7 protein-coding genes and 1 pseudogene are annotated in these 12,936 nt (G+C 50.7%); 5 read left to right on the top strand and 3 right to left on the bottom strand.

The annotated features are described in order from the left end of the window. Nucleotides 1-141: 141 nt before the first annotated feature. Nucleotides 142-402 (bottom strand): hypothetical protein, encoded by a 261-nt coding sequence (locus Q1A48_RS15480; RefSeq protein ID WP_299946667.1) that lies wholly within the window; start codon nucleotides 400-402, stop codon nucleotides 142-144. Between the two features lie 1,013 nt (nucleotides 403-1,415). Between Q1A48_RS15480 and Q1A48_RS15485 the strand changes: the two genes are divergently transcribed. Further along, nucleotides 1,416-3,608 carry an immunoglobulin-like domain-containing protein gene (locus Q1A48_RS15485; RefSeq protein WP_299946668.1) on the top strand — a complete coding sequence of 731 codons (2,193 nt, stop codon included), beginning with the start codon at nucleotides 1,416-1,418 and terminating at the stop codon, nucleotides 3,606-3,608. Between the two features lie 141 nt (nucleotides 3,609-3,749). Here the strand turns inward: Q1A48_RS15485 and ushA are convergent, their stop codons facing one another. After that, nucleotides 3,750-5,360 carry a bifunctional UDP-sugar hydrolase/5'-nucleotidase UshA gene (gene ushA, locus Q1A48_RS15490; protein WP_299946669.1) on the bottom strand — a complete coding sequence of 537 codons (1,611 nt, stop codon included), beginning with the start codon at nucleotides 5,358-5,360 and terminating at the stop codon, nucleotides 3,750-3,752. A 120-nt stretch (nucleotides 5,361-5,480) separates the two neighbouring features. Continuing rightward, nucleotides 5,481-8,618 carry a TonB-dependent receptor gene (locus Q1A48_RS15495; protein WP_299946670.1) on the bottom strand — a complete coding sequence of 1,046 codons (3,138 nt, stop codon included), beginning with the start codon at nucleotides 8,616-8,618 and terminating at the stop codon, nucleotides 5,481-5,483. A gap of 1,002 nt (nucleotides 8,619-9,620) precedes the next feature. Here Q1A48_RS15495 and Q1A48_RS15500 point away from each other — a divergent pair. The 4 genes and pseudogenes from Q1A48_RS15500 to Q1A48_RS15515 all read left to right on the top strand — a co-directional run bounded on the left by Q1A48_RS15500 (nucleotide 9,621) and on the right by Q1A48_RS15515 (nucleotide 12,936). Next, nucleotides 9,621-10,256: a hypothetical protein gene (locus Q1A48_RS15500; RefSeq protein ID WP_299946671.1), complete on the top strand. Its 636-nt coding sequence runs from the start codon at nucleotides 9,621-9,623 to the stop codon at nucleotides 10,254-10,256. Between the two features lie 9 nt (nucleotides 10,257-10,265). Next, nucleotides 10,266-10,931, top strand: a pseudogene (locus Q1A48_RS15505) (ABC transporter ATP-binding protein). 3 nt (nucleotides 10,932-10,934) lie between these two features. Further along, nucleotides 10,935-12,194, top strand: a complete 1,260-nt coding sequence (locus Q1A48_RS15510) for an FtsX-like permease family protein (RefSeq protein ID WP_299946673.1) — start codon at nucleotides 10,935-10,937, stop codon at nucleotides 12,192-12,194. Then, complete coding sequence (locus tag Q1A48_RS15515) at nucleotides 12,187-12,936, top strand: outer membrane lipoprotein-sorting protein (RefSeq protein ID WP_299946675.1); 750 nt, start codon at nucleotides 12,187-12,189, stop codon at nucleotides 12,934-12,936. The genes Q1A48_RS15510 and Q1A48_RS15515 overlap by 8 nt, the downstream gene beginning before the upstream one ends.

A 12,936-nucleotide genomic window follows, 5' to 3' on the forward strand; every position in this document is an offset into this window, starting at 1 on the left:
TTGTGTTAGAACCTCAACAATGCGAGCTTGCTCTTACAAATCAATAGGCTACATCCAAACGGGAACAGCCCCTAGTAAGACCACAAAGATAGCCAATTATAGTGCCAGGAGGCCACCCCGACTTGTATTATTTTTGTTCCGCTATCGCGCCTCGATCAGCGAGGGCTCTGCAGTGTGCAACTCCTTGAGCTGGGTATGGACAAGGCTTGCCGCAACGAGGTCTTCGAATCCGTCGCCGATAGATTTGAAGCAGATTACGCCCTCCTGAGCAATGCGAGCTTGTGGTTGGCACAGGGAAAGCAGGCGCCCGGGTATTGAAGCTTCATTAATCACGCCACTTTTGATCGGTGGGCTGAGATCACCGGTTTCTGACAGTGCGTGTGAAATTACGTCAACAGACAAAGCAGCACGCTTTATCAGCAACCAATACAAGGTTGATAAAGAACCCGAAAACAATTTCTCGTTTTCTGCTGAATTGATTGGGCTGCGCAAAGCAAGAGTGATTGCGCATGCTGTTCGTGCACGATGAAGGGAGCCGCCACTGGGGTTTCCCGGAACCGGAGCGTAGTATAACGTTTCGACTATCATCCTTCTGGATGTGCTTACCGACCTGATCCGGTTTAGTGGGGGTAATTCCTCCTGTATGGAGCACATCAGTTGTTTGGGGGCCGTGTTATTGCACCAACGAGAATTTGATCAATTTATTTTTCTGCTTTCAGATGTTGTTATCGACCAGATCGTCGGCTAAACAACGGGGTTAAGTGATCGCAGTATGCACAGGCATCCATCAATTTTTTTAGAACGACAGATAGAGCAGCATCTCACAACAAGAGGGGTTGATCAAACTATCATGAGAGGCAAAGGGCAGGCTTCTCGGTCTGGCCAGCCGCCAGTCAACTCTCCTGAGACTGCCGTGGACATTAAGATCTGCTTGGCTATTTTCAATCTGTGCGCCCAAGTCATAAGTCGGATTGGGCGACTGACATATGAGAGAAAAAACGTTGACTGCAGTATCTTTTTAATCAGTCCCGCCTGCTGATGATAGTGCGCTTTTAGATTCAACGATCACTTTGTGAAGCTGTTCATTTTCAAGAAGTGCTTTGATCTGGTATCTTTTTCCTTGGATCAACTGCTTGTGTTGTCAGGTTTGCGGTTTTATTCCTGACTGCTGTTTCTAGGTGTGAGAGCTGAGAAATGTGCCGGCAGTTGGTTCACCTCTGAAATTTTAACCGAATGCAGTTTTGTATTAATTCAGCAATAGGTGGTAGACAAAAGAGAGTGGGGCAAGCGCTTCTGAGTGAGGTTTGCACCGCAAGCTGTAAGCAACTTTTTATACTCAAAGGGTTACATAACACCAGTCCCTTGCTGGTGTGATATTTTCTTTTGGGCATTATTAACCTTCAAGGTTCAAACATATGTTCAAGCATACATTTTTACAAATTGCCACTTCTGCAGCAGCAATTGCGATAGGCGCTATGGCACAGGCCAACAGTGCCGCCATGGTCAACCCAGCCAGCAGTGTTGTGGTGGGTTATTGGCACAACTGGTGTGATGGCGGAGGATACAAAGGCGGAAACGCACCTTGTGTCACACTGGATGAAATCGATCCGATGTACAATGTGGTGAATGTTTCTTTCATGAAGGTTTTCAATACCTCTGCTGGGCGTATTCCTACCTTTCAATTAGACCTGGGTATTGGTCTTTCAGAACAACAGTTTATTGATCAGATTGGTGCGTTGAACAGCCAGGGGCGTTCGGTCCTGATTGCTCTGGGCGGAGCGGATGCTCATATTGAGTTAAGCGCAGGTGACGAGCAGCCTTTCGCAGATGAAATCATCCGCCTGACCGATCGCTACGGTTTTGATGGTCTGGACATCGACCTGGAGCAGGCAGCTATCACCGCTGCGGATAATCAGACAGTGATTCCTGCCGCATTACGCCTTGTTAAAGACCACTACAGGGCGCAAGGTAAAAACTTTCTGATCACTATGGCCCCGGAATTTCCTTATCTGACCAACAGTGGCAGGTACGTTCCCTATATTGAACATCTTGAAGGTTACTACGACTGGATCAATCCCCAGTTTTACAACCAGGGTGGCGATGGTATCTGGGTTGAAGGTGTTGGCTGGATTGCCCAGAATAACGATGCTCTGAAAGAAGAATTCATTTACTACATTTCAGACGCTCTGGTAAACGGCACTCGAGGCTTCCACAAAATTCCTCACGACAAGCTGGTATTCGGCATCCCTTCCAATAATGATGCGGCAGCTACCGGTTTTGTTCAAGATCCCCAAAAACTGTACAACGCTTTTGAGCGCCTAGATTCACAAGGTCAGGGCCTTCGTGGTGTCATGACCTGGTCTATCAATTGGGACATGGGCACCGATGCATCGGGCAATCTCTATAACGAACAGTTTATCAAAGATTACGGTCCATTTATCCTCAGTAACTCACCAACTCCGCCACCACCAGTGGAAGGCAAACCTGTTTTTAAAGGAATTCAGGATGTCCGTACTTTGCAGGGGCGTTTATTTGATGCCCTGGCTGGCGTGAGCGTCAGGGATTCTGAAGACGGTGATCTCACTGGCGCTATTCGGGTTGATGGCTATGTGGATACCCATACCATTGGTACCTATGCACTCACATATCATGCAGCAGATAGTGACAAAAACACGACTTCTGTTGTTCGCTCTGTCGAAGTGTACAGTCTGAAACCTGTGCTTTCCGGTGTTGTCAGCACTATTATCCTGTTAAACACGTCGTTTGATGCAATGAGTGGTATTACTGCCAGTGATGCTGAAGACGGCAACCTGACAGCTGCTGTGCGAGTGTCTGGTTTTGTAAATACCGCAATCGCTGGTGTATACACACTCACCTATTCCGTTACCGACAGTGCGGGCCAAACCGTAACCGCTGAGCGGAAAGTGACTGTGTCCGACGGCTCTAGCTGTGCCAACCCCTGGGACTCCAATGCCACTTATTTACAAGGCGACGAAGTCTCTCACAACGGCATTCAGTGGATGGCTGGTTGGTGGACCAGGGGTGAGGAGCCTGGAACCACCGGAGAATGGGGTGTATGGCGTGAAGTGCCCGACAGCTCTTGCGGCAGCGGTAGTGAACCAACGCCTGATGCAAAGATAACCGTTTCCGCTGTTGCTGCTGAGTACACTGCGGACAATGGTGAGGTAAACCTGTCTCTGCATGTTGCTGTAAACGAAGCGATGGATCTTGTGGTCAGAATTACTGATCAGAATGGAACTGCTGTCAGCAATCACAACCTATCGGTTGCCAGCACCGCGAACCTACCACTGGTCATCAATAATGCAGAGGCCGGTCTCTATACACTGGAGGTGACAGGTACAACTGCAACTGGCGAAATGACAAACTACAATACCAGTTTTGTTGTTAAAGCTGGCGGCGATACCATTCCTCCGGGCGAGTATCCACTGTACGACAGCAATGCCAATTACAATGCGGGCGAAATCGTGATCGGCAGCGACAGTGCTTTGTATGAGTGCAAGCCATGGCCTTATTCTGGCTGGTGCTCAAACGCCTTGTATGCACCAGGCAGCAGTATGCACTGGCAGGATGCCTGGACCAAGCTTTAACGAAAACACCCAGAGGTGAAACTGCGGCGGCAGCACCTAAAGGGGACCATACCGCCAAAGTCGCCGCGAAGCGGCGACTTTGGTCGTACCAACGCAAATAGGGTGCTTTGAGAAGATGTATGCCGAAGAGCGCCGTACCGGTTAAAATTCCTCTGGCGATATGCTTTCGCGCCCTGCGAGCAGTTGCCGCACCGTAGTGAAATCCACAACGCCGCTATCCACGTAAGTGGACTTGCCCAATAGCGGCGGATATCCGTCACCGCCTGCTGCCAGGAAACTGTTGGTGGCCAGCCGGTAGACCCGGTCGGGATCAAGGGGTCGCTTGTCCTCGCCGAGGGTAAGATTGCCATCACCTGTCAGAGAGATACCGCTAAACTGAATTCCGCGTTCATTGCGGGGCAACAGCGCTATCGCCTCCAAATACTGGCGCAGCTCCCTGCCATTGAATTCCACATAGCCCACGGTATTGGCAAAGGGCATCACCTGCATCAGCGATTTGACGGTGACATCACCTTTATACAGGTTATCGCGAATGCCGCCACCATTGGTGATGGCGATATCCGCGCGGGTAAACTGCCTGAAAGCCTGGGTAATCAGCCTGCCCAGTGGGCTGACGTTAGGGAAATCGCGCTTGTCGCGACGGTCAAAGGTCTGCTCGGCGCGAGTAATGACCTCGCGCAGGGCAGCTCCTCCTTTGTCCTGGAATTCATGCAGGAAAGCCTGCAGATCCTCGTCGGGCTTGATCCTGGATTGTACGAACGCCTGTTTATCGCTTTGAGGTGTTTTCAGGTTGACCGGTATCAGGCGGTAGTCAACCAATTGAACGGTGTCCTTGCCGACAATAAAGTCTGCCCGGCCGACATATTTGCCCCATTCATGCGCCTGCATTATCCAGCTATTATTTTCAAAATCGGGTTTGCAGGGGGCGCCTGGTTGGTAATCTGCAACCAGTTCCCCCCGGGTGTCGGTGCATACCGGCTGCTGGGAATGGCCGCCCACGATAATGTCGATACCATCCACCGCCCTGGCGAGGGCGACGTCGGTACCGACTGAGTCTATATCGTGACCCATATGGGTAAGTGCAATGACCAGGTCGGCCTCTTCTTGCAGCCCTGGCATCAGCCGTCTCATCTCTTTCTCCGGCAGGACAAAACTGAAATCTTTCACATACTGCGGGTTGCCAATTTTTTCAGTGGACCGGGTGATCAGGCCAACAACGGCGACACGCATCCCACCCTTGTCAAAAATCTTGTAGGGCTTGAACAAGCGCTCACCAGCGCTATCATAGATGTTCGCCGAGAGGAAATCGAAGCTCGACCAGTTTTGCTGTTTTCTGATGACCTCAAGCGGGTTGTCAAATTCGTGATTGCCAACCGCCATGGCGTCGTAGCCCATGCGGCTCATGCCTTTGAAATCCGGTTCGGCATCCTGCATATCGGATTCCGGTACGCCGGTATTCACATCGCCGCCGGAGAGCAGCAATGTGTGACAGCCCTCGGCCGCGACCTCCGAGCGGATCCGCTCAACCAGCGTTTTGCGCGCGGCCATGCCGTACTCGCCGTGCTGGTTGTGCCAGAAGCGGCCGTGGTTGTCGTTGGTATGCAACAGGGTCAGGCAGACGGTTGGATTGTCCTGCGCTGAATGTACCTTGTGCGCAAAACCAAACCACAGCAACTGTGCCATTACAAATAGTGTTGCCAAGAGTGTTGTGCAAAAGTGCATACCTTGTCGATATTGTTTCTGGGTGGTCATAGCTGCTCCCGTCTAATTAGATGAATGCGCCTTCTGCAAAGCTGGAATTCCACTGTCCGCGATGCCTGTAGGTGAAAAAGCCGGCGTTAAGCACCGGCGCTGAATACTTCCGATACGCAATCAAAAGGTGTATTTCAGCCCCAGCTTCACACGCCAGGTGGATTGCTCAACCTGAAAGCGTTCGTAATTGTCGGTATTCAGACCGCCGAAGGGCTCATAGTAGATATACTGGCCGCTTTCATTCACGTCGTAATCGAACAGTATCTGCTGCGGGAATTCCAGGTCGTACACCTTACCCCAGTCGTCATTCAACAGGTTGGCGAAGTTATCTATGGTGAGGTAGATCACACTGCGGTGCTCCGACAGGAAGCCGGGCATTTCCTGGGTAATGGCCAGATCCATGGTGGTTACCCAAGGCATGGTGTCGGAATACTTGTCCACCTGCCCCCCGGCATAACCGGCCACGCCCGCCAGCCGTGCAATCTCCATAATCTCTGCATAACTCAGGCCGCTTTCGAAGTCCATTATGGAATCGCCTTCGCCGGAGGGAATATAGGGGAGGTAGATGTCAGAGTCATCGAAGCTCGGCTGGTCACCGAGGTCATCGTCCCTGAAAGCACCCAGTGTCCAGGAGAAGGGCCGACCGGAGCGGCGCTCCAGGAAAAGATTAAAGTTGGTGGCATAACCTGGCACAAACTCCTGGCGATAACCCAGGTTCAGTACGAAGCGGTGTTCAATCTCGTAATAGGCGGTACCTTCCAGCGGCAGGCCACGATTCTCCACCACTTCGTATTGAAAGTTGGACTCCGCAGTGGAGCTGGTGCCCGGATTGGCCTCGGTGATGTCCTGGTGGGTATAGGACAGATTCAAGGAGAGGCCGCTGTCAAACGTCTTGTTCAGGGCGTTGGTCCAGATGATGCTGCGACCACCGTTGTCCACATTGGTCAGCTCCAGGTCGTAGTTGTCCTCAAACTCGGTACCGGCGTAAATATTGTCCCAGATGATGCGATCGCCAACGCGCTTGTCATTGTCCACCCGTGACAGGTCGCGCCAGTAAACGGCATTTTCCCGCTCCACATAGGTCAACTCGGTGGTCCAGTTGAAGTCTTCGCCCAGGCCGGGAATATCAAAGGTGTAGTCGGCGGCCAACTGGTAGCGCCAGTCAGACGGTAGTTTGAAATCCGGATCTATGCTGTTGGTACTACCGGCGCCTGGCGCCAGTGCGTCCCTGGCTACCTGGGGTACTCCGGTAAAGTCCACAACGACCGGGTCCAGGCTGGTAAGGTAGACGGAATCCTTGGTGGTGCCGTCATTGGTATAGGCATTGGACACCCACACCAGGGGCATGCCGCCGCTGTAACGGCCGGCGCCACCGCGTAGGGTCAGGTCGTCACGCAATTCCCAGGTAAAGCCGATCCGCGGCAACCAGATATCATGGCCATCCAGGTTTTCCGTATTGGAGTAACCGTAGGTTGCCTCGAAATTGCTGTTGCGATTGGGCGCTCTGTCAATACTGAGAGTTTCGTAACGGAGGCCGGCAACCAGCTCGAAGCCGGCAAAGAGCTCCAGAGTGGCATCGCCGTAGAGTGCATAGGTGGTGCCGTTTACGTCGTAGGCGATGTCCTGGATATTGTTGGTATAGGCATTGCTGTATTCCAGGCTGGCCACACGGCGGTTTTCGAAGTCGTCGATACTGTCGAAACTCCAGGTACCGGCGGCGTCGCGGCCGTAGAGGTTATAGTTCCAGGTATCTTCAATTTCCGCACCAAAACGGTACTGGACGTCGCCGGCCATGTAGATGCCGTGCACACCGAAATTCCACACTTCATTGGCGAGTTCGTTGGCGTGACGGTTTTCATCCTGGCCGGCAACGATGGTGCCACTGGCTGTTCTGATATTGATCTCGCCCCAGTTGGAGTTGGTCAGGGAGGCCTGTTCAAACTCCTTGTAGGACAAGTTCACTTCTGTGCTGAAGGCATCGCTCCAGTCGGAGAAGAGGTGTGCAGTGTAGAAGGTATTGTCCTGGGCCTGGTTCCAGAGGTTGGACGACAGGTTAAGCGTATCATCGCTGTCGGTATAATTGCGAGCAGCGCGACTTTCCTGACTGCTATAGGTGAAGTCAGCCCGGTGATTGTCACTGATATTCCAGTCCAGTTTTACCAGCAGCTTTTTATCGCTGTCCGGGCTCGGCGCCGAGCCCGCTGAATCACTCGCGCCGTAGACATCCTGCATAATGTTCAGCACACGTGACAGCTCATCCAGATCCACATCGTGACCTTCCAATGTGTCCAGATGGTAGTTGAATACGACATCCTCTTCCCATTTTTCATAGGACGTGAAGAAGAACAACTTGTCCTGACTCAGTGCGCCATTAAAAGAAGCCCCATAGGTTTCCTCCTCGCTATCGATATCGTACTCGGTTACTGAGCCGTCATCAGACAACCTGTCGTCTTGTGCAGTTCCTGCCCAGGGGACGGACTCGAAGAAGGCGCTGCCATGGAATTCGTTGGTGCCGGATTTGGTCACGGCATTGATGTTGCCACCGCTGAATTTTCCTTTGCGAACATCAAAGGGCATATAGGAAATGGAAATCTGCCCCACCGCATCCAGGGAAATGGGTGGGCGGTTGGTCGGGTAGCCATTGGACTGAAGACCGAAAGTATCGTTAATACCCACACTGTCGATGGTGAGTGAGTTGTACTTGGGATTGGTGCCGGCAATGCTCAGTTCTACACCGTCCGGGCTGACAACCGCCAGTGGGTTGGAACGGAGCACATCCTTGAGGTCGCGGTTGAACGTGGCCGAATTCGTGATCTGGTCTTCGCCGAATACACTGCTGTAACCGCGGTTGGTGTAGACCTCGGCATCGGCGAATACTACCACCTCCTCGAGGTCGATTAGCGGAAGGTCTGCACTGCCCAGATTGATAGGCAGAGTGAGAGGAGCACCCAGAGTCAGGTAGAGGTCATTCAGGACTTGTTCGCCCTTATCGGATTCCACACGGATGCTGTAGGGACCACCCACACGCAGGCCGTTGAGGCTGAAGCGGCCGGATTCACTGGAAAGAATTTCACGACGGCTGTTGGACGGGGTATGAATAACAGTGATCCTGGCATTATCCACGGGTTGGCCATCGCCACCGGTCACGCTACCGCGGATGGCAGTGCTGGTTTCCTGGGCAAAGGTCACAGGTGCGGCGGCCATCGCCGAGATCACTGCGGCAGATAAAAGCCTGCAAGGAAAAGAGCACGGTTTCATCTAATTATCCTCATTGTGAAGCGGCCTGAGAAAACGACTCTGGGTGTGGTTTATCGCTTTCCGCTGCGTTTTTGTGGTGAAAGTGAAAGCGGCGCTATTCTCTGGGAGAAAAATGACAATTAAGTTAAAATTTTATGAATCTTGCGATGTAGTAATTTCGAGTGTTGAGCCGAACGGCTTTCTGTAATGTCAATTGTGAATTGAATCTGCGCAATTTGCTTTTCCTGTGTTTTGAGAAAACAGGCAGGGAAGGGGGGGTTGTGCATAATGGCACATTTGTTGCCCAGCCGAAGTGCTGAAAATTCTAGTGCGGATAATCAGTATTCAGCGCACAGTCAAGACAGGCTCTTCCTGCGCCGGAGAAAATTCCAACATAATTTAAAGACATACTACCGGGTCGGAAGGAAAGAATACTCCTCTCCCAGGATACGCTGTGAATACATTCTTGTGCGCTCGTAATCGGCATCCATGCCTCATACGATCCTGGCAGAGGGGTATTCTTCCCTCCTGCTTTACTAGTAAAAAGCGCCGCAGAGCAGCGCAATGGGCAGAAGGTTTCAATATTTCCAACGGGCCGTTTGTAATGGTCTTGAAGCGACTGTAATGACCCTGGAGCGAAGGGGCAGTGTCATTCGACAGGAACAAGAGAGCATTGAGGGCGCGTTTATGTCAACTTTTCATCAGTGGCGAGTCCGGCAATATTGATGTACCAAACTGACCATCGGCAAGGACGGTATAGAGCGGGTCATCCACTCTTCCACGCTGAGCAGGGAGAGCTGGCTCTTTGCCGGCAGCCCGTTCAATGCGATAAACGATCATGACGCTACTTTAATGATCATAACTGTTGATTGCCAGACATACCTGATTAGCTGAGCAAATTATCGCCATTGACGCTTTATTTTGACTGTTAACGCCAGATATGAACCATTCATCGCAAGCGACAGCAGCATCTCCAACCGCCCGTTAATCTTCGAATATCAGTTAGGAATAAGGAATAACGAGATGAAGACTACTCACTATTTAAGCCTGTGCCTACTTACAGGGGCACAAGCTATCGCTGTTCCCAGCGATGCCTTAATTGAACAGTACAATCAGGCTGCTCAGGGTGATAAAGACAAAGTAGACATCGTTTATAACCAGTTGCAAAATCAGATCGAGCATCAAGGTTCCGATGCGCTCACATTAGTTTATCTTGGCAGCACGCAAACCTTGATAGGGCGAGATGCATTTTTGCCATGGAACAAGATGAAACATGTCGAGCAAGGGCTAGGTACTATCGCCGAGGGTCTGGGCCTGTTGTCTGATAAAACCACACCTCTGCCATTGCAGGAGATCCGTCAGGGCTTGCCAGAGGCAGTGTTAGCCAAGGCGATTGCTGCGAACACATACACCTCACTACCGGATATGTTTAATCATTTCGAACGCGGTTATGACCTATATCTGGATCTCCTATCTGATGTGGATTTTATCGCTCAACCATTTGATGCGATTTCCTGGGTGTTTATCTATGCAATTCAGGCAGCGATACGCGCAGAAGATCCAAAACAGGCGCAGCTTTGGGCAAATCAAATGGCGGCGATCAACCCCAGTCATCCAATGACTTTGCAAGCGCTGGCTATGGCTAATAACGCAGCGTAAGGGGATGAGATGTTGCAGTTTCAACAGTTAAGAAAACAATACCATTTAGGCCAGCAGCCGGTAGTGGCACTTAGCGATGTGGAGGGAACAATCAGTGGCGGAGAGATGGTTGCCTTATGTGGCCCTTCAGGATCGGGCAAAAGTACGTTGCTTAACCTCCTTGGCTTGCTGGACATGGACTATCAGGGACAAGTTACTTTTGGAGGCGCACTCTATCCCAAAGGAGCACAACAGGCAGCGGAGCTGAGGCGTTCTAAGATGGGTTTTGTGTTTCAGAGATTCAATCTGGTGCCGGTTATGAGTGCCTGAGAAAACATTGCTTATCCACTCTTGCTCAATGGTTTTTCTGCGCAACAACAAAAGCAAAGAGCGATTGAGATACTCGACAAAGTGGAGTTGGCAAAGTTTGCTTATCATCGCCCAGGCCATCTTTCTGGTGGTCAACAGCAGCGTGTTGCCATTGCAAGGGCATTGGTCCATAAGCCGAAGCTTGTCATCGCAGATGAACCAACTGCCAGTCTCGACAGTAAAACCGCTCAACGAGTGATTGAAATAATGAAAGCGCTGGGCCATGAAATGGGAACTACGTTTGTGGTGGCGACACATGATCAGAAGATGGCGATGCAGTGTGATCGAATCATTTCAATGACCGACGGTAAGGTCAGCAAGGAGTGAAAAATGAGCCAGCTAGTTCCACAATCTGTGCGCTTTGCGTTCTTCAATCTGCTTCGCAACCGCCGTCGCAGCCTGCTTTCCGTTTTGATCATCACGATCGCTGTTTTTGCTCTGACGTCTGCTGGTGGGTTTGGGTTGTATACCTATGAATCACTGAAAGAGTCGATTGCGCGTGATACCGGCCATCTGACTATCAGCATGCCCGGCTTTTTTGAAAAGGACGAAGAGATGCCACTGGCAAATGGTTTAGAGGACAGCCAGTTGATGATTCAGCACCTGATATCGAATCCCGATATTCGTGGCATTCAACCAAGAATTGAGTTTACCGGATTAGTTTCCAACGGTAACAAATCCACTATTTTCGTTGGCACAGGGGTTAATGAGCGAGAGTTCGACATGAAGGGCCCATTTCTGAATGTACGTGAAGGTAAAACGCTGTCAAATGTCCGCTCATCACGCTATGACCCTGCAGAGCCAGAAGTCATGCTTGCCGTGGACTTAGCCCGCAACCTGAATGTGTCCGTCGATGATTGGGTCACGGTATTAGTAACGACCAGTGATGGGGCGTTAAATGCACTGGATTTCAAAGTGCAAGCTATCTATTCAACAGGTATCCCTGAATGGGATAAACGCCAGTTGTATCTCCATATCAGCTCTGTAAAAGAACTGCTGGTCAATGAAAAAGTTAGTATTTTGTCGGTGTTTCTTTATGAGACGCAAAAAACAATGGAGTTGAAAGCTTGGGTTGAAGATGCATTAACACCGCTCTCCCGTAATCAGGACCTGGAAGTATCGCCATGGCAGGAACATGCATTTTTCTATAGCAAGGTCAAAGGCTTGTACGACCGAATCTTCGGCATCATGGGGGGGGTGATGGCACTGGTAGTTTTCGTTGCGCTATTCAACACCATGACAATGTCAGTAACCGAGAGAACCAGAGAAATCGGCACCTTATCAGCGCTGGGAACTTATCCTGCGGAAATAGCGGCTGGCTTTATCCGAGAAGCCGCACTCTTAGCTGGAATAGGAGCGGTATTGGGTGGTGTACTGACGATTGTGACCAGTGGAGTCCTGATACTTGTCGATGTCCAGATGCCACCTCCGCCGGGGAGGACAGAGAGCTACCCGCTCAATATCTATTTTTCTACAACGCTTTTCATGTACAGCATTGCAGGCGTTATGGCGATTTGTGTTCTTGCCGCCTGGCTGTCTGCACGCAAAGGTGTTAACAAACCAATTACGGAGGCATTGGTTTATGCATAAGTTTATTTTATTAACGCTCTGCCTGTATGTTTTCAGTCTGCATTCGCTGGCCAATGATGTCAGTCAGATGATCAAAAATGCCGATGCTTACCGCCTGGATACGGACTTTTCCAAAGTGGTTGCCCTGGTCAAACTTTATCGGAATGAAGTGCTGGATAAAACACGTCAGTACAATGTCTATACCCGCCCTGAACGGGAATCGCTGGTGGTGTTCAAATCACCCGTTGAAGCCGGGCAGAAGATGTTGATGCTGGATAATAACTACTGGTTAGTGATGCCTAAGAGCCGCCGCCCAATCCGGATCACACCCATGCAAAAACTACTCGGAGAAGCTTCAGTTGGAGACATCTCTACGCTTACCTGGAGTGAGGACTATTCTGCGACACTGACGGGACATGAAGCCTTGACTATCAATGGTCAATCAGTGCAAACCAATCTTCTGTCACTCAAATCGGTAACCCAAGGTGCCAGCTATGGTCGTATTGAACTATGGTTGGCTGCAAAAACAGACTTCCCGCTTAAAGCCGAGTTGTACCTAAGGTCTGGGAAGTTAGCCAAGCAGGCACTATTTGAACAAGGTGAGCGAGAAGGGCGTCTCAGAGTGGTGAGTATGACATTGCTGGACAAAATACAGCCGACCAAAAAGACCGTGATTGAATATCAGCAGATTACGCCACATCAACTGGCAGACAAGTTCTATATTCCAGCGTTTCTGACTCGCAATGCGCTATCGGAGTTATGA

Origin of the sequence: uncultured Microbulbifer sp. (genome assembly GCF_947489355.1) — a bacterium.
GTDB lineage: Bacteria > Pseudomonadota > Gammaproteobacteria > Pseudomonadales > Cellvibrionaceae > Microbulbifer.

Excerpts from the sequence above, each read along its gene's own strand:
- Q1A48_RS15510 (WP_299946673.1), top strand. The coding sequence starts at position 10,935 with ATGAGCCAGCTAGTTCCACAATCTGTGCGCTTTGCGTTCTTCAATCTG.
- Q1A48_RS15500 (WP_299946671.1), top strand. The coding sequence starts at position 9,621 with ATGAAGACTACTCACTATTTAAGCCTGTGCCTACTTACAGGGGCACAA.
- Q1A48_RS15495 (WP_299946670.1), bottom strand. The coding sequence starts at position 8,618 with ATGAAACCGTGCTCTTTTCCTTGCAGGCTTTTATCTGCCGCAGTGATC.
- Q1A48_RS15515 (WP_299946675.1), top strand. The coding sequence starts at position 12,187 with ATGCATAAGTTTATTTTATTAACGCTCTGCCTGTATGTTTTCAGTCTG.
- Q1A48_RS15485 (WP_299946668.1), top strand. The coding sequence starts at position 1,416 with ATGTTCAAGCATACATTTTTACAAATTGCCACTTCTGCAGCAGCAATT.
- ushA (WP_299946669.1), bottom strand. The coding sequence starts at position 5,360 with ATGACCACCCAGAAACAATATCGACAAGGTATGCACTTTTGCACAACA.